At 41.8% G+C, this 23,187-nt stretch carries 21 protein-coding genes; 5 read left to right on the top strand and 16 right to left on the bottom strand.

Annotated features, from left to right (window positions below):
• Positions 1–24: 24 nt before the first annotated feature.
• From CVN76_RS12660 to CVN76_RS12650, 3 genes are all read right to left on the bottom strand, one after another.
• Positions 25–345 carry a PadR family transcriptional regulator gene (locus CVN76_RS12660; protein WP_061140380.1) on the bottom strand — a complete coding sequence of 107 codons (321 nt, stop codon included), beginning with the start codon at positions 343–345 and terminating at the stop codon, positions 25–27.
• 672 nt (positions 346–1,017) lie between these two features.
• The gene (locus tag CVN76_RS12655; protein ID WP_100531524.1) at positions 1,018–1,479 is read right to left on the bottom strand and encodes a GNAT family N-acetyltransferase; all 462 of its coding nucleotides are present in this window, start codon (positions 1,477–1,479) and stop codon (positions 1,018–1,020) included.
• Positions 1,480–1,497: 18 nt separating this feature from the next.
• The gene (locus CVN76_RS12650) at positions 1,498–2,043 is read right to left on the bottom strand and encodes a TetR/AcrR family transcriptional regulator (protein WP_100531523.1); all 546 of its coding nucleotides are present in this window, start codon (positions 2,041–2,043) and stop codon (positions 1,498–1,500) included.
• An 885-nt stretch (positions 2,044–2,928) separates the two neighbouring features.
• On the opposite strand from CVN76_RS12650, the gene CVN76_RS12645 reads away from it, so the two are divergent.
• Entirely contained in the window at positions 2,929–4,422 is a 1,494-nt protein-coding gene (locus CVN76_RS12645) for a DHA2 family efflux MFS transporter permease subunit (RefSeq protein ID WP_100531522.1), read from the top strand.
• Between the two features lie 270 nt (positions 4,423–4,692).
• Here the strand turns inward: CVN76_RS12645 and CVN76_RS12640 are convergent, their stop codons facing one another.
• Positions 4,693–5,274 (bottom strand): DUF2269 domain-containing protein, encoded by a 582-nt coding sequence (locus CVN76_RS12640; protein ID WP_100531521.1) that lies wholly within the window; start codon positions 5,272–5,274, stop codon positions 4,693–4,695.
• A gap of 163 nt (positions 5,275–5,437) precedes the next feature.
• Here CVN76_RS12640 and CVN76_RS12635 point away from each other — a divergent pair, with 163 nt between their 5' ends.
• A complete protein-coding gene (locus tag CVN76_RS12635; RefSeq protein ID WP_100531520.1) occupies positions 5,438–5,836 on the top strand; it encodes a DoxX family protein in 399 nt (132 codons plus the stop codon).
• Positions 5,837–5,940: 104 nt separating this feature from the next.
• Here CVN76_RS12635 and CVN76_RS12630 read toward each other — a convergent pair whose 3' ends face one another.
• Together CVN76_RS12630 and CVN76_RS12625 are read right to left on the bottom strand one after the other, a co-directional pair.
• A complete protein-coding gene (locus CVN76_RS12630) occupies positions 5,941–6,444 on the bottom strand; it encodes a DinB family protein (protein ID WP_100531519.1) in 504 nt (167 codons plus the stop codon).
• 71 nt (positions 6,445–6,515) lie between these two features.
• Positions 6,516–7,703, bottom strand: coding sequence for a styrene monooxygenase/indole monooxygenase family protein (locus tag CVN76_RS12625; RefSeq protein ID WP_442857570.1), 1,188 nt, complete (start codon positions 7,701–7,703; stop codon positions 6,516–6,518).
• 367 nt (positions 7,704–8,070) lie between these two features.
• Here CVN76_RS12625 and CVN76_RS12620 point away from each other — a divergent pair, with 367 nt between their 5' ends.
• Positions 8,071–8,715 (top strand): 2OG-Fe(II) oxygenase, encoded by a 645-nt coding sequence (locus tag CVN76_RS12620; protein WP_100531517.1) that lies wholly within the window; start codon positions 8,071–8,073, stop codon positions 8,713–8,715.
• A 352-nt stretch (positions 8,716–9,067) separates the two neighbouring features.
• The gene (locus CVN76_RS12615; protein WP_100531516.1) at positions 9,068–9,271 is read left to right on the top strand and encodes an alpha/beta-type small acid-soluble spore protein; all 204 of its coding nucleotides are present in this window, start codon (positions 9,068–9,070) and stop codon (positions 9,269–9,271) included.
• 211 nt (positions 9,272–9,482) lie between these two features.
• Here CVN76_RS12615 and CVN76_RS12610 read toward each other — a convergent pair whose 3' ends face one another.
• The 7 genes from CVN76_RS12610 to CVN76_RS12580 form a co-directional block, all read right to left on the bottom strand.
• Entirely contained in the window at positions 9,483–10,910 is a 1,428-nt protein-coding gene (locus tag CVN76_RS12610) for an aldehyde dehydrogenase family protein (protein ID WP_100531611.1), read from the bottom strand.
• A 246-nt stretch (positions 10,911–11,156) separates the two neighbouring features.
• Positions 11,157–12,152: a carbohydrate kinase family protein gene (locus tag CVN76_RS12605; RefSeq protein ID WP_100531515.1), complete on the bottom strand. Its 996-nt coding sequence runs from the start codon at positions 12,150–12,152 to the stop codon at positions 11,157–11,159.
• Between the two features lie 53 nt (positions 12,153–12,205).
• Positions 12,206–13,678 (bottom strand): glycoside hydrolase family 32 protein, encoded by a 1,473-nt coding sequence (locus tag CVN76_RS12600; protein ID WP_100531514.1) that lies wholly within the window; start codon positions 13,676–13,678, stop codon positions 12,206–12,208.
• Positions 13,679–13,691: 13 nt separating this feature from the next.
• Positions 13,692–14,945 carry an MFS transporter gene (locus CVN76_RS12595; RefSeq protein ID WP_100531513.1) on the bottom strand — a complete coding sequence of 418 codons (1,254 nt, stop codon included), beginning with the start codon at positions 14,943–14,945 and terminating at the stop codon, positions 13,692–13,694.
• A 112-nt stretch (positions 14,946–15,057) separates the two neighbouring features.
• Complete coding sequence (locus CVN76_RS12590) at positions 15,058–15,906, bottom strand: carbohydrate ABC transporter permease (RefSeq protein ID WP_100531512.1); 849 nt, start codon at positions 15,904–15,906, stop codon at positions 15,058–15,060.
• Positions 15,906–16,850 carry a carbohydrate ABC transporter permease gene (locus tag CVN76_RS12585; protein WP_232732196.1) on the bottom strand — a complete coding sequence of 315 codons (945 nt, stop codon included), beginning with the start codon at positions 16,848–16,850 and terminating at the stop codon, positions 15,906–15,908. The genes CVN76_RS12590 and CVN76_RS12585 overlap by 1 nt, the downstream gene beginning before the upstream one ends.
• Before the next feature lie 11 nt (positions 16,851–16,861).
• Positions 16,862–18,160, bottom strand: a complete 1,299-nt coding sequence (locus CVN76_RS12580) for an ABC transporter substrate-binding protein (RefSeq protein ID WP_100531609.1) — start codon at positions 18,158–18,160, stop codon at positions 16,862–16,864.
• A 308-nt stretch (positions 18,161–18,468) separates the two neighbouring features.
• Here CVN76_RS12580 and CVN76_RS12575 point away from each other — a divergent pair, with 308 nt between their 5' ends.
• Positions 18,469–19,452, top strand: a complete 984-nt coding sequence (locus CVN76_RS12575; protein WP_061140367.1) for a LacI family DNA-binding transcriptional regulator — start codon at positions 18,469–18,471, stop codon at positions 19,450–19,452.
• A gap of 281 nt (positions 19,453–19,733) precedes the next feature.
• Here CVN76_RS12575 and lacD read toward each other — a convergent pair whose 3' ends face one another.
• The 3 genes from lacD to CVN76_RS12555 form a co-directional block, all read right to left on the bottom strand.
• Positions 19,734–20,729, bottom strand: coding sequence for a tagatose-bisphosphate aldolase (gene lacD, locus CVN76_RS12570; RefSeq protein ID WP_100531511.1), 996 nt, complete (start codon positions 20,727–20,729; stop codon positions 19,734–19,736).
• A 15-nt stretch (positions 20,730–20,744) separates the two neighbouring features.
• Positions 20,745–21,680 (bottom strand): hexose kinase, encoded by a 936-nt coding sequence (locus CVN76_RS12565; RefSeq protein ID WP_100531510.1) that lies wholly within the window; start codon positions 21,678–21,680, stop codon positions 20,745–20,747.
• Between the two features lie 333 nt (positions 21,681–22,013).
• Positions 22,014–23,186, bottom strand: coding sequence for an SIS domain-containing protein (locus CVN76_RS12555; protein ID WP_100531509.1), 1,173 nt, complete (start codon positions 23,184–23,186; stop codon positions 22,014–22,016).
• Position 23,187: the final 1 nt, after the last annotated feature.

Below are 23,187 nucleotides of genomic sequence, written 5' to 3'. Positions count from 1 at the left end.
TATCTTACGGAATACTATATGATGCTAAATTGACTTTAAGACGTTGATTTTTGAGGAAACAAAAGCCCATTTTTCCCAAAACAATTCAAGTTCCTCGCGGCCGGCATCATTAAGTGAATAAAACTTGCGGGGCGGTCCCATATCTGACGGTTTCTTTTCTATGTTCACCAGTTTTTTCTTTTCTAAGCGAACGAGGATGGTGTAGACCGTCCCTTCCACGACTTCAGTGAACCCAAGCTCGTTCAGGCGGCGGGTAATCTCGTAGCCATAAGTTTCGTGGCGGCTGATGATTTCGAGCACGCAGCCTTCCAGCGACCCCTTCAGCATTTCAGTTAAATTTTCCATGTTCAGAGCCTCCTCTACTTAGTCTGACTTATATTAAGTATAACTCAGTACCGAGGAAAATTTTTCACAGTATAGCTTTTCTAATGATATGCTATTCAGTAATGAGTATACATGTGCATGGTTAAATCGATTTTTTTTACAGCCTAACGATTCAGTCGCGTTGGTATCCAGTGAGACTTACTACATGTATATCGTATCACTCAGTAGATATACTGTCAACAGGATACTCTGATTATTTTTTTACGGGCTATCTCCATTTTATACAGGCTTGTTTTGGGGGGACCTTTTATTTCCTCTTATGCTTTTTCCATGATTACATCGCCATTCATTTCCACATAGCAGCTGTAAATATAGGTTTCCAGGTTCGCTGATGTGTGGTCTTCACATACTTCGAATGACCAATTCCTTCCGAAAAAAATTTTACACGAATATCGTTATTTGTATTATCCTGCCCCCGATAGCTGTATAAAAAAGGCTGCACCGATCTTCAGGCAACACAATCGTTGGCTCAAGCAGAAGAGCTTACTTCATTTATTAAGAAGGTTCCACCCCATACATACCATGCATTCTAATATTTTAATGTTTCATTCACTATCGGAAAAGTTTTTTGGTTGTTTTATTTATAATAGCTACGTTGAATCCTTTCTATACACCCAATGCTTTACAATATCGTCACAACTGTTTATGCACAAATTCCCTGTATTTTGTAAAATCTTGGTTTTGATAAAACTGCTTTGCCGCACTGTTCCCTGACCAATAATCCAATTCCAATACGTCTATTCCCTTCTCGATGGCAATTTCTTCTATCCGTTTCATAAGGCTTGACCCATATCCCTTATTCCTTTTTGTATCGACTATGCTGATTTGATGTACATAAACGGACTTATAAGCTTTTTTAAATGGATTGTCGGGATATTCCCTTGTCTCTATCCATGCATAGCCTACCGCTTCGTCATTATCTTCCACCAGCAGGAAAATGAAACGTTCGTTTTGAAAGAGGCTTTTGAAACCAGCCTTCACATTCTCATGATTATATTCCTTAAAATGGGCAGGATATAAATTTGAGTGTAAACCGTGCACATATTCATTTAATTTAGCCACCAATTGGAAATCCTTCGTTTGACTGATTTTCATAACAATCCCCTCACCTATTTATATATTTCTTTTGAGCAACTCGCCCACTTGCATGGCTACGGATTCCATATCACCATCAATTTCTCCCAGCACATAAGATTCCATTACACCCATGACAGCTGTTCCTAAAAATCTCAAAACGATATTTTTATTGATATTTTGGTTCAAAGCTGCTTTTGCATTAAGCTTTTTATCCATCTCACCCATGATGAATGACAATATTCTTTTTCGAAATGATAAGGTGCCATTACTTCTGAAAATGGAGGCAAAAAAAGATTTATGCTCCTGAAAATACTCGAACCAGATAATCGTACCTTCTATGAATCCTTTGCTTTGTTTTTGATCACATATTACTCTCAACCGTTTTATATGGGCATCCACAATCTTATCCAATAGATCAAACTTATCCATATAATGCAAGTAAAATGTTTTTCTGCCAATGTTAGCTTTTTCCGTAATATTCTTCACGGTAATATCGTCAAATCCTTCATTTATCAGCATTTCCAGAAATGCCGATTGAATGGCTGACTGTGACTTGACTATTCGTCTATCTATTGTATTCATACAGAAGGCTCCTTTTTGTACTTATACATACTCAAGAAATATGATTTAATACGCTGTTTTACTAGTGCGCATTTAATAGGTTCGATAACTATTTTATCATGAATACACACAAGTGCATTAAAACTCTTATGCGTATATGAAATCAGTGAAAGGCTTTGATGCTTTTCATGTAGCCGAAGAGCTGTTAACGCGCACCTTTACCTATACTCATAGGCAGTGTAACGGGCGGGTTCGGTTCGTATTCAGATGGTCACGGGCTCTATAATCGGGCATTGTCGAAGGCGCAAGTCATTATGATTTATCCACAACCAGAACCTGTTCATCAAGATGTTGAAAAAGTGGAAGCTTTCTATAAAAAGCACCTGTAATCATCTCCCTTCCAATAACTGTACCCCCCGATCCGCTAGACGAAAATCTAAAGATCGGGGTCACTTCAGAGCAAGGCCCCTTTAGCCTCGCTCGATGATTGGAACATATATACTGGCTTGAACCTATCCATAATCGGCTTGTTGCTGTTTCGTCTTATATCGTCCAAGCTCTGGTCCGCCAGAGTGTTCATAACGCGAAAATGTTCAAATATGATTTCCAGGTTTGTTGAAGGGCGTCTTGAAGCTGCGCCCCATCGACCTCTGGAGTCGTAAGTTAACAAAGCCCCCAGTTGCCTTTGATTCTATCGGACATATCACTGGTTTTAGAAAAAAACATTGCTTAAAGTCGTGGATTTAGCTTAATATCTTAAGATGATGTATATTGGTGGAAACAAGTTGGTTTCCATTTTGAAAGAGAGGAACATGAACTCAGTATAGTGATGTGTTTCCATACCTACAAAAACATAGCAGTTAGTAACGATATGTTTCAACTTATCCAAAAGGACGTGCTCTAAGAATGAATCAAGACAAAAAAACCATTGCTAAAATTCGAACAGGCCCCATGTTTGCGGTGATGCTTGCTGGTGCTCTCGTCGCTTTCTTGAATCAGACTTTGATCAATATCGCGTTGCCTCAATTGATGAATCATTTTCAAATATCAGCCGCAACCGCCAATTGGCTTACAACGATCTTCTTGTTGGTGAATGGGATTGTCATCCCGATTACGGCTTTCTTAATGGAACGATTCAACACGAGACAATTATATCTTGCTTCGATGGGACTGTTTGCGCTAGGCACTTTATTATGCGGAATTGCCCCTACCTTCTCCGTCTTACTGATCGGACGTGTCGTTCAAGCTGCAGGCGCAGGTATATTATTCCCCTTGATTACAAACGTTATTTTCACTTTATTTCCCCCTAACAAACGCGGCTTTGCAATGGGTATATTTGGAATTGCGATGAATTTCGCCCCAGCCATAGGGCCTACGTTATCAGGATGGATTGTACAAAATTATTCCTGGCGCGTTCTGTTTTTCATCATTTTCCCATTTGCTCTTCTTGACTTTATCTTTGCCATTTTCATCATTAAAAAAGTGGGTGAAACTAGCAGGCCAAAACTCGATAAAATTGGCGTGATTTTATCGACTCTCGGATTCGGCGGGGTTTTATACGGATTTGCAACAGGGGGTACCAAGGGTTGGGGCAGTTTCGAAGTCCTGACTATGTTCCTTGTTGGAGGGATGAGTTTAGGTTTATTTGTCTGGAGGCAATTCACTGTAACGCATCCTATCTTGGAATTCAGGATATTTCGTTACCGGATGTTCACATTAACGACAATCATCAACGTTATCGCGACCATGGGAATGTTTTCCGGTATGATCATCATGCCGATCTATATGCAGAATATCCGTGGCTTCACTCCCCTGGAATCTGGCCTCATGCTGTTGCCCGGCGGCATTTTAATGGGAATCATGTCCCCTATCACAGGGAAGTTGTTTGATCGGTTTGGCGCGAGATGGCTGGCGGTAAGCGGGCTTGCCATTACCATCATCACCACCTTCCTTTTAACCCGTCTTGAAACGGATACATCCTTTTCATATGTGGTGGCGGTATATACGATAAGAATGCTCGGCATGTCGTTATTGATGATGCCAATCTTCACAGCCGGATTGAATGAATTGGCACTTAGCCTGAATAAATATGGAACAGCCATGGTCAATACATTGAGGATGGTTGCAGGTGCTGTTGGCATGGCTTTCTTTGTATCCATCATGACCAATCAGGGAACGAAACATGTACAAGGGATCTTAACTCAACAACACATCTCACCAGAAAATAAACTCCAAATGGCCATGGCCATCAAACAAGGAAACGTAATGGGAGTAAATGACGCATTCATGATCGCAACATGGTTAACAATAGTTGCTTTCATACTCGCCTTTTACATACGGCGAACTTCACCGCAGGAAGATACCATCACGAATCGTCTCTCAAAGAAACATGCAACTTGAATCAATGAGGTTTTAAAATTTCCGGCTTAAAAGGAAGGGGCACTTATATCAGGTGTCCACTCTTTAATGGGCTCTAAGTCCTTGTACGAAAAGAAATAAACGAAACGTGGGTACACCTGTTTCATTCCCAAAGGAAAAAACCTGCCTGGTCCGGAAACCAGGCAGGTTTTTCTGTTGTTCACCAGTGGGCCTATTTTAGAGATTGATTGCTTTTTGGAGAAGGTTCGTCCTTTTTCCCCTGTCCAGGATATGTCCTATTGGTTCACCGCTTTATTTCTTCCTTTTTCCCCACGGTTTCAGATAAGAAATCACGACTAAAAAAGTTAAAATCGTTAAGCTGATCCCCATACCTAAAAACAAGATTTGCCGGCTCTGAAAATAAAGGGGGTTTTGTGAGGGCTCCACATCACTGGAAAGGATTTTCGGGAATAGATTATGTACGACATTACCAGTGATCGTTGACCCTAATAAGATCGCGAAGATGTTACCGATCCACTTGGCCATGATCCAATAATATGCTGTAAGTCCTCCCCAATTGGTACGTAGTGCGATCCAAACTCCTGTAACGAAGGAGCCCATCGCACCTGGAATCGTTAAATAATCGTCAAAATAACTGATGAATTTAAGTCCCGCATGAATGGACCCTTTTTCTGAAAAGGAAGCCATTGAAAATAGAACGACTGATTGACCCGCAATGCCACAGAAATACACAATAACAAAAAGGATATGTGCAATGACCCACCATTGTTTTTGCTTATGGGGCATTTTTCTTGGTATTTTTTTAGCGATGAATACCATTGTCAATATCAACATCAATAGTATCACTGCTACCCTTATGATAAACACGATCACATGCCAGCCTCCCAACATTTTTAAATTAATGTCCCTTAAAGCTTTATCCTCAGCTTATTTTGCTTAAAGTCTTCCTGGAACTCCAAGCTTCAATATAAAGTGCGGATTAAAAAAACGGAAAGGGAATATGATTAAATATCAAACAAGGGGAGGAAAGTAGTAAATGAAAAAAACAAATAGCCTTTACTGGGTTTTCACCGGGTTGCTCGTGGCCTTAATGGGCATTGGTTCCATTCCCGATATCTTGTCTGCTCCTGATGCAGTCGCGTTATTTAAGCATTTGGGTTATCCTGCCTACCTCCTTCCGTTTCTTGGAATCGCAAAACTATTAGGTATTGTGGCAATCCTCGTTCCAGGCTTTCCTCGAATCAAGGAATGGGCTTATGCCGGAATGACATTCGATTTGACGGGTGCCATGTACTCAACCATCGTTGTCGGCGATCCCGTAAGTAGTTGGCTTTTTTTCGTCTTCGGATTTATTTTGATAGCTGGGTCTTATATTTATCATCACAAAAGAAGCAAAGCCGCTTCAGTGCTTACTAACGATAGCATCACGAACTGACGACACTTTAGCCAAAGAAAAAGCGGCGTGAACGGTGCTTTTTCTTTGGCTATTTCCTTCAATCCTACTTCTAATCAGTGATTCAATAAAAAGCTTTTATGGCATTAAAGTGGTGGATTTTCCACGCCTAGATGGATCCAATCTTCCTTTGGCGGTCCATAAACTCCAGGAGGTTTTATTCCTGCTTGGCGCATTAGTACCGTCATTTGCCCGCGATGATGGATGATATGCTTGATTAACCCCATTAAAATCTCAGCATTCGATTCCTGTCTTCCGAACGCTGTTTGCATTTGTTCGAGTGATTCATCTGTCCAATCCTGTTCAATGACTTGGGCTGCATGGGAGCTTATCTCCTTGAATGCCGCAGCAATTTCTTTGGCTGAAGCAGGAACGCGTTCTCCATCCTCTTTCCTGTCGATCTTGAATCCAAAATGAGTTAGATAATCCGGGATATTCGTTGTTACGTGCCACGCAATTCTTCCTAAAGTACGGCCTTCAGGATACACTTGTTGTTTTAAGGCGTCATCTGTCAGGCTATCCAATACATGTTGAGTCAGAATGGCTTCTTTATGCCACTCTCTGATAAAATCCTTTATCGAACGATACATTGTATTCCTCCTTTTCAAAGATATGGGATCGCTTGGCCTACATTATAAAACATACGTTCCTGCACTTCAAACTAAACGTTCAGTCTTGAAAAAAACGCTTCAAATCCTTTAGTCGGATCCGCGAACCATTGAGCAACTTCATTTGCTTTGACCTGGTCCTGTGAACCCTGCAGCAGCAATTGAACAACATGCTCAGGCAATGGCTCAGTCATGGCATTTGTCCATGCCGTTACTTCTTTTACAAATGGTTTCGTACGTTTCCAATAAGACTCGCCCAATTCTTCGTCCCACTTGGAATGTTTCCATTCAATGAGGGTTTCATACAATTGCTCCGCACAAAAAGAAGAGAGATTACAGCCTTGACCCGTAATCGGATCGTTTAAAAACACGCTGTCCCCGCAGCCAACAACCAGCTTATCATGAACCATAAGATATGGCTTTCGTATAACGGGCGTTACCGCTGTTTGAAGAAAGCCATTCCTGTCACATAACTTAAATTTTTCCGGATCAAGGCGCTCATAAACGTCAGGAAAGTACTGTTGGACTGCCCCGCTCATTGCATGAGTGAATTCCGTGGCATTCTTCACCCCTTTACATACATCCAGCTCAGTGTTTGGAATTGCCATGATGAATAAAATCGTAACAGGGCCCTGTTCGGTTATTGCAGGAATTTCAAACATTTCACCCACTCCAGGAAGAACCGTTACCCCTATTCCCGGAGGGTCATTTGCTTTTATGCCTGTGAAATAGCCTACGGTGCATTTTCGCTGCGGAGCTAGATAAGGAGACAGCTCCGATTCAATTGGAAACGGAAACAAAGGTCCATTTTTCCCGGTACAATCAATGATTAAATCAAACCCTTCAACCAACGCTTCGACATTTTCCCTGTCCACCTTTTCCAGACGGAAGGAGACCCCTTTTTTTGCAAGGTCTTTCATTGAACGAGCGTAATGCAAGCGTTGATCAATAGATAATGCCGGTTTCTGCAATATCCCGGCAAAAAGTTTTTGATTTCCGATTGTAATATGGATGCTTTCGATCTCTGATTGTTCTCCCCAGTTCGGCATATTGAAGCGTCCTTCGCGTATCCTTGTCGATCCAAAATGAACCTGTGTGGACATGATGCGTCCTTCTTTGATTTCCTCTGGTGTACGGCGTTCAATGACGGTGATATCAAATTCGTCCTTTAGTGCATAAGCCAGGTGCAGCCCGGCAATCCCACTGCCAATGATGCAGATGCTCTTTTTCAACGCTACCACTTCCTTATCCGGCGCTATTTTGTTATCAACCATGTGCTTTTGTAAATGCTGCCTGGGGGGAAATGATTTTAACAGGTTTAAGGACTTTCCTTGGCTAACATTTCCAGCCCACCATTTATTTTATTGGAGGCTGTTTTTCATGTAAATGGTACTTTAGTGACAATGAACGAGATATAACAGGCTGCCTATGTAACGAATCCATCCATTGATCGGTAATACTGGGGCTCCCTTGAGCCGAAGGTGCCCAATTCCTGAATAGGCAAAAAGGTTTATGACAGGCAATTTGTGCTATAATTAGCTAGATTGAAAAAATTACAGAAAAAATATATTATTCTGTTAATTATACCTTTTGAGGAGTCGATGAAAGTTGACAATTGAAACCAGTAAAGAACAGACCATCTTTAACCACATTGGAAATAAAATCAAAACAGAAGATAGAGTAATCAATATCATTGCTAGAATGGAAGAACCGTTAATTTTAATATTGGGAAATGTTTTGAGCGACGGGGAATGTGACGAACTGATCCAGCTGTCAAAAGACAAATTGCATCGTTCCAAAATTGGAAATGCTCGCGAAGTAAATGAGATGAGGACAAGCAGCAGCATGTTTTTTCAAGAAAATGAAAATGACACCATCGCCAAGATTGAAAAAAGAATATCGACCATCATGAATATCCCTCGTGAACATGGGGATGGCATTCAAATCCTTAAATATACTCCTGGTCAAGAATATAAAGCTCACTTTGATTTTTTCACAAGTAAAGAGACTAAGAATAATCGAATCAGCACACTTGTCATGTATCTAAATGATGTGGAGCATGGGGGAGAAACATTTTTCCCTAAACTGAATTTGTCCATATCCCCGCATAAGGGAATGGCGGTCTATTTCGAGTATTTCTATAATGACCATGAATTGAACGAACGGACATTACACGGCGGCGCACCGGTTATCGCCGATGAAAAATGGGTGGCGACTCAATGGATGAGAAAACAAAAAAAAATAACGTTTTGATCGATTGCGATTTTAAAGGCGATACGAACCCCTCCCTCATCATATAACCGTTTTGCACGCCTGCTGAGATTGAAAAGGACCCAAGGGGTCCTTTTTTACTGCCTTTCACTTTGAAAAACTTCCCGAGGATATCAAGATCAATGAAGCTATCATCCCCAAGGACTATTTGAAATTAACATTCATATAATTCACCACGCTACAATCGACCTCATCTTATATGCTTATAGACTGCTGGAGCATGCAATGCATTCAATCAAATCTCCGGAATTTTTTTTTCATTTTGATGTATATAACTGTTTACAATATCGAAACCTATGACTAGCAACACATTAAATTATTAGGAGCTGAAAACATGGCTAAGAACAACAACAGCAATCAATTGGTAGTTAGTGGTGCAGAACAAGCTCTAGAACAAATGAAATACGAAATCGCAAATGAATTTGGCGTTAACCTTGGTCCTGATACAACATCCCGCGCAAATGGCTCTGTTGGTGGAGAAATCACGAAACGTTTAGTGCAAATGGCTGAGCAGCAATTAGGCGGAAGAACTCGTTAATCGAAATTATATGTACTGTTAGGGATAGTGATTATGCTATCCCTATTTATTTTGTTTATTCCTCTTTAAAACATCCTATTGTCGTCCATTCTTACGGAACGTTTTTAAAGAATACGAACGACCTTTCCCCGGGTGAATACCGAGAAAAGGCCGCCGCTTACAATCTTATGTGGGAAGCTAATTTATCGTGGGCAAGGCCACAAATGCCATATCAAGAAGGCATGCCTAGAATGGCTTTTGGTTCAAGAAATTCTTCCATTCCGTAATCTCCCCATTCACGACCGATACCTGATTGCTTGAATCCTCCAAATGGTGCTGAATAGTCTATTTTGGCATTGTTGACCGTGATTTGCCCAGCACGAATATTTGAAGCCACTTTTCTCAATTCGGCAGCATCTTCACCAAATACATATCCTGCTAAACCATATATCGTATCATTGGCGATCTCAATCGCTTCGTCAATGGTTTCGTACGTAAGAATTGACATGACAGGACCGAATATTTCTTCTTTTGCGATGGTCATATCGCTTTTCACATCAGTGAAAACCGTAATCTTCGTGAAGTAACCTTTATCAAGGCCTTCTGGTTTTCCCGTGCCTCCAGCAACAAGCACCGCCCCTTCATCCATACCTTTTTCAATATAGGCTTGGACCGTTTTCCACTGCCCCTCCGATACTTGCGGTCCCATGAAGGTGGCCTTATCTTGCGGATCTCCTACAGGAAATTCCGGGAGCACCTCTTTTATCGCTTTAATGAACTCATCATGCATCGATTTGGGAACGATGGTCCTCGTGGCAGCCGTACAAACCTGTCCTGTATTCATCGCGACATTCAAGACAGCCGTTCTTGCCGCTTCTTTTACATTGGCGTCTTTTAAAATCACTAATGGTGATTTCCCGCCAAGTTCGAGTGATACTTTCTTTATACCCTGAGCTGCGTTTTCCATGATTTTCGAACCAACGCTTCCAGAACCAGTAAACGAGACAAAATCGATACCAGGGTGGGAGCTGATCGCTTCCCCAATGGTGGAACCAGAGCCATTCACTAAATTGAATGCACCTTTTGGCATTCCAGCACTTTCAAATATTTCCGCGAGAATGATTGCCGTCAGTGGCGTCAAGGCAGCCGGCTTGAGGACAACTGTGCTTCCTGCCGCAAATGCACTCGCCAATTTCGTACAAACTTGGTTGGCAGGAAAATTCCAAGGTGTGATGAGCCCAGCAACACCAATTGCCTCTTTTTGAATGAGAGTGTCTCCACGCTGTTCGGTGAATTCGAATGTTTTCAGGTTTTCAGCCGCTTTTTTAAAATGCTGTAAGCCCATCTCATACTGCACTTGTTCACTTCGTGTAACAGGGGAGCCTAACTCTTCTGTCATGACGCTGACAAGATCATCCTTCCGATTTTCATATTCTTTTGCGATATTCTCCAGAAGCTTGATTCTCTCTTCTCTCGACATTCTAGAAAATGCAGGAAATGCTGCACGAGCCGCTTCGACAGCGCGATCGACATCCTCCTTTGTTCCCGAAATGATCTTGCCGATGACTTCTTCCGTAGCTGGATTGATAACATCAATCGTTTCCGATCCTGTGGAATCAACCCACTCACCATTAATGTACTGTTGTGTATAATTACGCATCTTTCCAGCTCCTTTATCTTGTTGGATTTTATTCATATCAATTATTTTCCCTATTTTTTTTTCAGTAAACACTAAAAAAATATGGGCACACTTGAATTCATTGTGTCTCCACTTCTTCTTGACACCTTTAACCGACACATAACCTACGCCCCGAGGGAGCTCACGTAAAAAAAACCCGTTCGGTTTCTCCCGAACGGGGCAGACAAAAAAAGATGAGTATACTTGCAAGCTTGCAAACCTCGATTGTCATCGAGATTCGTTTTTGGTACGTTGAGTGGCAATGAATGTCAATACATGACGTTTACCGGGAGCTTCCTGTATCGCTCCTTTGACGGAGGCCGTCAGTGCCCCACTTGCATTGGCAAATGTAAGTAATCGCTGATGGTGTTCCCTGACTCGCTGACAAAGATTTTCGTTTGTAATATCCAAGGAAATCAGCTCCGATAAAAATCCACCCATGAATGCATCACCCGCCCCTGTTGTATCTGAAACAGTCACGGAAAATCCTGGGTCTTCGTATAACTCGCCATTCTTTAAATAGATGCTCGCGCCTTTACTGCCTTTAGTATAAATGACGACGTTCACGTTCCCGACAAAAAGAGAGTCAATCGCCGCTTTTTCCATATTCGTATCCGTTACGAAAGTTAGTTCTTCCTCGGATACTTTAACGATATCAGCAAGAGGCAAAAAGTCTTGGATCGTTTGGCGGCAGCTTGCTTCATCAGGCCATAACGGAAGCCGTACGTTAAGGTCAAAGCTAACGATGCCGCCAATTTCGCGAAAAGCATTGATGACTTTCCTATGCGTTTGCTTCATTGGGCTCTCAACCAAATCAACAGAGCAATAATGAAGGAAGTCACCTCCATTAAACCAATCGTCTTTCACTTCTTCAGGAGACAGCAATAAATCCGCTGCATTTTTCCGGTAAAAACTAAAGCTTCTTTCTCCTGCCGCATCGATCGATACATAGGCCAAGCCAGTTTCCCCTTCATCACTTCGCACGATATACGAGGTATCTACGTCGTTTTCTTGCAGCACGTCCAGTAAATGGTCGCCAAAATGATCATTGGCTATTTTGGAAAGCATGACGGAATTCCCTCCATACTTTGCAATCGCGATGGCCACATTCATCGGAGCTCCGCCTGCGACACGTTCAAAACAAGACACCGCTTTTAATGATTTTTGCTTTTGAACGGGAATGAAATCAATTAATGCCTCACCGATACAAAATATTTTTTTCAATGCATTTCCTCCGAACTAAGGAACAAGTGTTTAGTCACTTGTTCCCAGTATTTTCATTTCCATGTGTCTTGTAGCGTCCAGTAAGTTAACTCGTCGATTTGCACAGCACCATTCACTGTAAATAGCTCGATGCCAAGCCTCTCTTCTTTCGGATAGATACGGCTTGTCATGCTGGTTTGTCCATTGTTGGCAAATACTTCAATCGAGGATCGGTCAAGGAATATCCGCAAAGAGAGTAAGTCTTTCGCATTTAGAGGTGCCTTTCTAACACCGTCTTTCATTTTTCCAAACTTGGAGCAATCAAGTGTTAGCTGCCCTTCTTCTACATCATAGCTTAGAGTAAGCTCCTCTTGCTCGACTCCGCGAACCTTCAAACCGACAGATCGGGCGGTAGCATCCGTTAAATCGAAAACGGCTTTCACTTCAATCAGGTCTTCTTTTGTATCAATCAAGTAATTCTCCAAAATCGGTCGTTTTTTACATTCATTGTGTTCGGTTTCTCGCAATAAGGTAATCTCTTCAACTGGATTCATCAATATTTCCAATTGGTCCCCTAGCGTGATTTCGCGCGGCAATGTCAATGCACCACACCATCCATCTGCTTTGGTCGGCATGTTTGACTCCCACATATCCATCCATCCAATCGCAATCCTGCGTCCTTCATCATCCAATAAAGTTTGAACAGCATAAAAGTCATGTCCATGATCTAATTCGGTAAAAGGACCATGACTAAACTCGTTAGTATCATAATCATAGTCCCCTACCAAATATCCGGTTTGAAAAAGATTATTATACGAGTCTCCGTCCGCTTCCATTCCTTGGGGTGAAATCATTAAAACATGTTTACCATTCAATTCGAAAAAATCAGGACATTCCCACATATACCCAAGCGCACCGTCACTTTGTGCAAGCACTCCTCTGTATTCCCAATGCCGAAGGTCAGGCGAGCGATAAAGGATAACCCTTCCTACTTTATCTTGAGTCGCGTTGCCTAAAACCATATACCATGTGTCATCATGCTTCCAAACCTTTGGATCCCGGAAGTGATGCGCGCTATCTGCGGGTGGATGGTCAATGACTGGATTTTCACTTACTTTTTCAAAAGTAATTCCATCTTTACTGACGGCAATGTTTTGATTTTGATAGAAGATGTCTTTTTCTTTATCCGTATAATGATGACCTGTATAAACTAACGTTAATTCACCATCGTTATCTACGGCACTGCCAGAAAAACAACCATCGGTATCACAAGCATCTCCGGGAATTAAAGCAATGGGCAGGTGCTCCCAATGGATGAGGTCCTTACTTTTCACGTGCCCCCAGTGCATGGGTCCCCAATTTTCATCCAAAGGATTATGTTGGTAAAATACATGATATTCGCCTTTATATTGGACTAAACCATTGGGATCATTTATCCAGTTAGCAGGGGCCATGATATGGTAGCCTAATCGATAGCGATCATTCATTTTTCCTTTTGCTTCGCTAAGTGCCTCTTCCGCTCGGTTCGTTCTGCTTTTCTGGAACATATTAAAAATCCTCCTAGACTACTTGAGATAGATTCTTCTCATTATTATTGAAGTTTGTATTCTTTTTAGGGTTCAAGAGAGTGAAAATGGAAAGGAACGTAAAGCATAATGCCACGATTCCCATGATGATATATGCCTGGCGGAAGCCTATACTATCGTATAATTGCCCCGCGATCGGCGAAAGGATCGATGCCCCTACTTGGGAAGTGAAATGAAATCCAACCAAATATAAAATGGAGGATAAACGTGTATCAAAGTTAGCCGCCAAATATTTAAAAATGGCAATCAACATGATCGGCAATTCCAGGGCATGAATCAATTTCATGGATGAAATTCCGATCGGGCCATCCACAAGACCTGAACCAATGATTCTGAAGGACATCAATGCCCCGGCTAAAATCAAACTATTCTTTGCCCCGATCTTATTCACGATGAATGGAGCAGCGAATAGCATGCCTGCCTCCAACAATACTTGGAACGAATTCAGATAGCCAAATACTTGGTTCCCCATGGCAACAGTCGGGAATAAGGATGCGTAATATAGTGGGAATTGTTGATCATACACGGCATAGACGCAGCTCACACCCATTACGTACATCATCAAAAACCAAAAATCCTTCAGTAAGAAAAGTCCTCCAACATCCTTCAAGGTTACAGAATCCGCTTTGTCCATCTCGTAATCTGTCATTTCTATTTTTACAGACAGGATGACGGCAACCAATATGATCGCTGATGCCGATGCCACCCAAAAATTGATATTCGGATTCACGTTGAATTGCTGACCGGCAAAAAATGTCGCTGATGCCCATCCCAATGAACCCCACATTCTCGACTTTCCATATTCGAATTCATATTTCCGACTGACTTTTTCAATGTATGATTCAATCGCGCCAATTCCAGCCAGGAACGATATGCCTAAGTAAATTCCCCCAACCGCTGCCCCTAAAAAAAGATGGTATTGCAAGAGCGGCCCGTAAACGAAAATATAAAACGGCCCTACAAAGATGAGCAACATACTGATGAAGAACAAGATATTCTTCTTTAAACCTATCCTGTCGGAAATATAACCATATATTGGCTGCATGCATAAGGCAAAAATAGCATTGATGGAGAAGATGATCCCTGTGGCTGCCCCATCCAAGTGTATCTCCTGTCCTAACCAAATGGAAAATAACGAGTAACTGGAAGACCATGTGAAAAAGAAAAAGAAAAAATAGGCACTCAATTTCCAATACAGCCTTTTTGAATCATTCCTTGTGATTGCCATATGATAGCCCCTTTTACCGAATATTTAAAAATCCCACTCGGGACCAATCCATTCCCGCTATCTTTGAAATGCCGTAATCATTCCTGATTGTTAATCTGAGCACAGGCAAAGCCTACTTAATGCCAGTTCCCGAGCCCCCGAGGCCTTCCAAGATGTATCGCTGTGCCACGATATAAATAAGAATCAAGGGAATCGTGGATATCGTCAATACAGCCATGACCTGATTGATGTAAACTGGATCGGTACTGTTGATGGCCGTTATCGCCACCTGGATGGGGAATTTCGACTTGTCCGTCAAGACCATCAGCGGCCAAATATAATCATTCCAGCTTCCGATGAACGCCAATGTTCCAACTGTGGCGACAGCCGGCTTTGACATCGGCAGCATGATTCGCCAGAAGACCTGCCAATTGTTCGCACCATCCAATTTAGCCGATTCAATAACGGATTCCGGAATCGCCATGAAGAAGTTCCTGAACAAATAAATATTGAATGCTCCTGCCAATGCCGGCAAGATAACGGCGAGACGTGTGTCCACTAACCCTAGTTTGTGAATTATGGTGAATTGGGAGATTAAGATCGTTTCGAATGGTACGATCAAAAGCGCCAACAAGATCCCGAACAACAGTTTTTTTCCGCTGAATTTGAGCTTAGCGAATGCATACCCGGCCATCCCATTGATAATGATCGAACCGATCGCCACACACGCTCCATAAAACAAACTATTGCCGATGTAACCGATTAAATGAAAGCGTGACAGAACCTGACTGTAGGATACAAACCATTCCGAGATATGAAAGGATGGCAGGAAGGCCTTCAATGTATTCATATTATTGTATACTTCCGCCTCTGGTTTCATCGAGGATGCTACCATCCAAAACAGCGGGAAAATGAATAGTACCGCTAACAGAACCAAGCAAACGTATTCAAGAATGGTTAAGGGCCCGAATTTCCTTTGCATCAATCATCGTCCTCCTTGACCAATTTTCGTTGCGCAAGCGTAACTATTCCAATGATGGTACCGAACAACAGCGCCATCGAGCTGGCATAACCGACCATCCTATCCGTAAATCCTGTTTGATAAATGTAATAGACAACCGTCATGGTGGAATTCATCGGCCCACCTTGTGTCATGACCATCGGTTGGACCAACAGTTTAAATGCCCCGATCAACGTGGTGATGAAGATAAACACGGAAGTCGGCTTCAATAAAGGTAAGGTGATGTAAATGAATCTGTGCCATTTGTTCATGCCATCCATCTGTGCCGCTTCGTATACATCCAGTGGGATATTCTGCAATCCAGCCAGAAAAATCAGCATCTGAAATCCAGCCCCTTGCCAAGCCGAAACAACAACGATCGTAAATATTGCCTGCTTTGGACTCGTCAAAAATGGTTGGGCTGAAATCCCGATGTATTTAAGTGCGTTATTGATGATGCCTTCATTCGGATTCAGCAAATATAGCCATAGAACGGATATGACCACAAGTGACATGACGACGGGACTGAAATAGGCTACTTTAAAAAACGTATTGGCCCTTCGTTGTTTATTTAACAGGAGGGCCATACCGAGCGCTGACCCTACCTGCAATGGAATCACGAAAACTACGAATTTGAGTGTATTCAACAGACTTTTGAGGAATATCGGGTCTTTGAATAAATGGAAAAAGTTATCCAGACCCACAAATTTACGCATATCGGGTGTAAGTAAATAATAATCGGTAAATGCATAATAGACTGCCATGATTACCGGTATTACGAGAAACATCGACAAAATCAATAATGCGGGACCCAAAAACGCATAAGCGATCATATTATCCTTCCAGTGGATCCGTGCCCTCAAACCTTTCTCCGATTTCAGATACGTGTAGGCCAAGCCGTTCGTTTTCCATCCCATTTTACTCATATTTCCTCCCTCTAATTGGCCTTATCGACAGCTGATTGCATTTCTTCAGCACGTGTATCCAGAACTTTCTGAATATCACGATTTTGATCATAGAAGCTGATATCGTCGATCGCTTGCTGGAAGGCACGCGTCACTTGCGGATAAGCTGGTGTCACGGGGCGTGCATGCCCTGTTTCCTTTAATTGCTTCATGAAGACATTCATTTGCTCGGAAAATTCTTTCGTCATTACTTTTTCCGAAGAATAACGAACGGGCAATGCTGCAATCGAACGGCTCAGCTCGATATTGGATTCTTTATTCGTCATCCAATCGACCAATTTTGCCGACCATTCTTTATTTTCCGAGGTTTGCGTCATCGCAAATTGCCAGCTGCCTGAAGGAGAAACCAATTTCTTTGTAGTTGGTGAGACCGGATAAGGCATCACGCCATACTCCACTTTCGGGAAGTTGGTCTTCAAATCGGTTACGGTCCATACACCGCTGAATTTCATAGAATATTTTTCTGTTTCAAACGCTTGTTTGACCGGAGTCCGTGTCGTATATCCTTCCTTCAGCATCGTTTGGATGAAATCCATGGCTTCGACGGTAGGAGCTTGATTGAAGACACCCTCGACCTTCTTGCCATCTTTCGAAACAAGGTCACCCCCAGCTGACCAAACAAAGGGTGTCAGTGCGTATGTCAGCATTTCATCTTTCGCTTGTAATTGCATATCTATCGCTGGTTTTTTGTATTTATCTGTTAGCGTTTTACAAAGCTCAAGGAATTGGGTCCACGTCCAAGGAGAATCGACCGTTGGTAGCGTTTTCAAATCAATTCCGGCTTCTTGGAACATTTTTTTGTTGTAGTAAATGCCCACGGATGATTCACTCACACCGATCGCGTAAAGCTTGTCTTGATAGGTTCCCTGCTGCTTAATGCTTGGAAGCAAGTCATCCTGGTCTTTCACATATTCATCCAACGGCGAAATGACACCGGATTTGGCATACGCGGCTGTATTGGGCCCATCCAATGTGATGACATCCGGCAGGGTGCTGGTCGTAAGGGCTGCATTCACTTTATCTTCGTAGCCTCCGCCATTTCCGCTGCGCGGAATGAATTCAATTTTAGCTTCTACATCATCAGAGGCATATTCCTTGTTAAACGCTTCCACGCGTTTTTTGTATACCTTTCCTTCTTCATTATCATCAGAAACGTGGACCCACATCGTGATTTTCTTTTTCCCATCTCCATCCACGCTTTCACTATTACTGCAACCTACCGCTGCAAACATCAATAATAATGACATCCCGACAAAAAGTAATTTTTTCATGACCATCATTCCCCCTTCTTATGAATCCATCGATAAAAGCGCTTTCAACTAGAATTTTATGTCAACCGGTACCATATGTCAATCGGTTGACATGTTTTTTTTGAAAAATTTAAATTTTATGGTAAACTTCAAAAAGAGGATGAAGTTGGAAACCATATGATAATCAAGCCAAAATCAGCTTGCTGAAAAATACTTCTTAAACCAAGTGAAACATCGTTATCAAACCACAAATAAAGCTTATACAGTTACTATTCAGAAAAAATGCAGGTACAATATGAATGGTCATTTAGAAGATGGGAGGAAAGGAAATGAAGCCCAGCATTGATGATGTAGCAGAAGCTGCAGGCGTTTCAAGGACAACGGTTTCACGTGTCTTGAATAATCGCGGTTACATCAGTCAAAAAACGAAAGACAATGTATACAAGGCAATGAAGGAAATCAATTATATCCCTAACGACTTGGCTCGTTCTCTTTTCAATAAACGAACCAATATCATAGGTCTGATCGTCCCCAAAACGAGTAACCCATTTTTCGGTGAACTCTCCTTCCACATTGAAAGCATTTGCGCTTCATTCGGTTATAAGGTATTGCTCTGCAACAGTGTCAACCGAATGGACAAAGAGGAAAAATATCTTGAAATGCTGCTGCGAAATCAGGTCGATGGGGTAATCGTCGTAACCTATAACCGAGGGGTAATGAATTATCATCGGGAAAATTTCCCTGTCGTTGCGGTTGACCATTACCTATCAGAAACGATTCCTGTCGTTGGCTCTGATAATTATGACGGCGGAAAACAGGCCACCGAACTATTATTGAAAAAGGGCTGCCAGCATATTATTCATATTAATGGCCCTATTGAACTGGAAACGCCCGCAAATTTAAGGAGAAAAGCGTACGAAGATATCATGATGAAAAATGGAAGAACACCCATTACATATGAAGTTTCCAATACATTTGACCAGATGATCCACCGGGAGCTGATTTGTAAGCTATTTGATGAACAGCCCGAGGTGGATGGTATCTTTGCAAGCGATGATTTAATCGCGGCTTCCGTAATGGCTGAAGCTAAAAAACGCAAAAAAGACATACCATCGCAATTGAAAGTTGTCGGATATGATGGTACGGAAACAGGTCAGATTTTATTACCGGAATTGACAACGATCCAACAGCCGATTGATTTAATCGCAAAGACGGCCATCGACATTTTATTGAAAGAAATTGAAGGGGAGTTCAACGATCTGCCGCTGGAAACATGCCTCCCCGTCACTCTTATCGAAGGTGGAAGCACGTAAACATCATGACAGCCTTACATTAGCAAAAAGCCTGATCCAAATTGGATACAGGCTTTCTATTTTCCTTATAGATGAAAAAGGCAAGAATGTGCGATAGATACAACTTTTCAACATATAAATAAAACTCCGTCACTTCTGTATCCCAACTTTCTTTGGGTCTTGTTGGTTTAATGTTTGAAGACTCCATTTTCCATATCTAAGCAAAAATGATGTCAAACATTTGAATTCGGTTCATTACTATATAAAACTATAGTTGCAGTCTTCAATAAAAGGCGATCGGTTCAAGTTGAAGCGCTTATTTTCCCAAACCAGGATTTAGCTGTCTCTTTCAAAACGACATTCAGTTCTTCAATATTTCTCTTACCAGTATCTTGTAACCAGATGCGGCCTGCTTGCTCTCCGTCTATGGCAAAAGGTGACACGCCCTCCTTCCAGGTTGCCCGTCCACATAATACACCGTTAAAGGTGGAACCGGATCTTTTGGCAAATTTCAATGTTTCTTGGAATAGTTTTGCACTCACCCCAGCACTCAAGAAAATAAAGGGCAGTTCAGTTGCTTTACTTTGTTCATTGAAAAGAAAGGCAGCTTCTTCTTTACTGTGAACAGCATCTCCCTCCGCATACCCTTCGACAAAGTTCATATTTACCGGAACCTCAACCTTCAATACATCCACTTGGTATTGGGGTTTGGAGAACTCCTTCATGGCCCCAATCACTTTATTCGGTTTCACTTTTGCATACTCTCTACTTTTCACATCTTCGTTTTTAGCATCATAAGTTACAATTTCCAAGAAAAATGGAATATCTTCAGCCGCACACTCGGATCCAACACGTTCCATATAAACATGTTTAGCGTTATTAATTTTTTCTTCTTCATCCACATCATAATACAGGAGGAATTTGATCGCATCGGCGCCGGCTTCCTTCAAGCGTTTCACTGACCATTCCGGTAGTAAATCAGGTAACCGTCCCACGTCTGACGCATCGTAGCCTGTTTTTTCATAGGCTACTAATAAACCGGCTTTCTTGTCACGGACCTTTGCCGCTGGCATACCAAATTCAGGGTCCAAAAGAATGGCCGTTGCAAATGGTGTTAATTCCTCAGAAACCAATCTTTTGAAACGAATGATGCCTTCATCTCCCACATGACTTGCATTGCCGGTTGCAATCATTTTTTTTAATGAGCCACGTTGATCAATGGCTAATGCTCCAATCACACCATTTTCATCCGATAAACGTTTAAGAGCATCCACTTTATTTTTTGATAGGTCTAACATCGGCATTCTCCTCTTTCAATCTATTTTTTCAACTTTTACGAAATCGAAGTACTGTTTAAATTTGTTTTTATTAATATAGCCGGTTCCGGCTTCCATCGTATTTAACATCCCTGTGGTCATTGCCGTTTTCAGCACAGTTGCCACGTTTTGATTTCGGTTCAAGGCCACAGAAAATCCGGCAACGGTCGCATCTCCTGACCCTACTGGGTTGACCACATCTATTTCCGGAATCTTAACCTGATAGTAATCAGTTCCATGCTTGACAAAAGCCCCCTTACTACCCATGGACACGACAATCCATTCAATCCCCTCGAAAATCTTATGGCTTAACGTTCGTTTCAAATCAATGATTTCAGCTTCCACTTCGAACCCCATTAGCTGTGAAAATTCCGCAGTATTCGGCTTGATGGCAAAAGGTTTTTTCTCATGCATCAAGACTTGTTTTAACGATTCTCCTGAAGAATCGACAATCACACGTTTTCCCTTTTTATGACTGATTTCCATCATTTTGCAGTAATAGTGAGTCGGTAAGCCTTTCGGTAGACTTCCTGAAATGGTTACGAGAGAAGCAGATGTAATCAAACCTTCGAATTTTTCAAGAAAAGCTATACCTTCTTGTTCAGTTAATGTCGGCCCTGATTCTAAAATTTCAGTTTGCATACCCTCATGAAGGATGGCGATGCAATTTCTTGATTCACTATCGATTCTCAAAAAGTCATTTCGAATATTCCTTTCATCTAATTGCTGAACAATGTAATCGCCAATCGTTCCGCCTACAACCCCTGTGCATATGACATCTTCTTTCATTTGCGCGATCACTCGGGCAACATTCAAGCCCTTTCCACCAGCCGTTTTACTTACCGTTTCTACACGGTTGACATCGTCAAATTCAAATCGATTTAATGGGTAGGATATGTCGACCGAGGGATTCATTGTTACAGCTACAATCATCGTCATCCCTCTTTCCGATTGTTGATTAGGCTTGATAACGACAGACACCTTTCAAATCAGTTGCAAGTAAATCAAGCCCTGAATTCAATAGATAAAATCAGCTGCGTACCCCGTTGCAATTTTCCCGCATTCGTTATTTAATTGAACACTTTGGCAGGAGCAGTACTTGCCATATAAACGGCTTTTCCGGGGTGGCCACCCCATTGGACAACATTTTTGACGGCATCTTTCAATTGCAAAGCACTGCCTTCTGACATACCACCAGCCATCATACAATCGGCAAAAATATGTTGACATGCCTCATTCTATAAAACAACTACATGCTCCAGGACATTACATTTTGTTATACTCGTATAGGGTTACGCCTTTGACCACACGGTTAACTGTTCCAGTCGGAGAAGGTGTATCAGGTGTATTACCGACTTTTATGGAAGCTAGTAGTGAGACAGTTTGCCCAATCATGACAAATGGCAATGCCAGGTAAGCATCCGGTACGGATTGGGCATCACTATTAAATAAAAATGAGTTCCCAGCATATCTGGATTTCCCATCAACTTCTATGGCACAGATGTAGTTAGCAATGTTATCTCGCTTCAATTCATTTAACAGATCCAAATCATATTGACGTGTGTAAGGATGATTCGAAACGAAAACAAAAACCACCGCCTTTTCATTGACAAATGATTTAGGTCCATGACGGAAACCTAATGGCGAATCGAATGCTGTTACGATTTTACCAGCCGTCAGCTCTAATATTTTTAACTGAGCTTCCCTCGCTAAGCCTTCTAGGCACCCTGAGCCAAGATAAATTATCCTTTCAAAATCATGATCGATGATTTGTTGGATATCTTCCTCTCTACCAATAACAGTTTTTCCCATTTGAGAGATTGTGCTTACTAGTGATCCCTTTTCCTCCAATGAGAGCGTATCGAAAACCAGTAATGCTGATAGAGTCATGCATGAGTAGCTTCCGGTCATAGCAAATCCTTGATCATTGGCTTTTTCGGGCATCAACAACAAAAGATTATCTTCGTCACCTTTTGCCCTTTTCGCTAACTCTCCATCACTTGCACAAGTAATCGTCAACTGGTAGAAATTCGTGATGATGTTTTGCGCTAATTCTACGGCAGCCAAACTTTCGGGGCTGTTGCCACTTCGAGCAAATGAAACCAATAAGGTTGGGAAATCTGCTTTCAAAAATTCATAGGGGTTTGACACTAATGTGGTAGTCGGAATATTCAGCAAATCCCACTTTTTTTCATCCACTTTTCCTTTTAAATAGGGTGTAACCGTGTCACCCACGTAGGCAGAAGTTCCAGCACCTGTAAAAATGACACGAATCCGATCATATTGTTTAGCTAATTTTTGTAAAAACGATTGAATTTCTAAACGTTTCTTTGTATACAGTGAATAGGTTTCATCCCATAGAACAGGTTGTTGCTTGATTTCATCTGTTGTAATCGATGCACCTAACGAAACTAATTTTTCCTGATTAAGTGTAAACATC

The sequence above is a fragment of the Bacillus sp. mrc49 genome, from assembly GCF_002803435.1.
The sequence above is the reverse complement of the archived record's forward strand: the minus strand, read 5'-3'. Positions and strand labels throughout refer to the sequence as shown.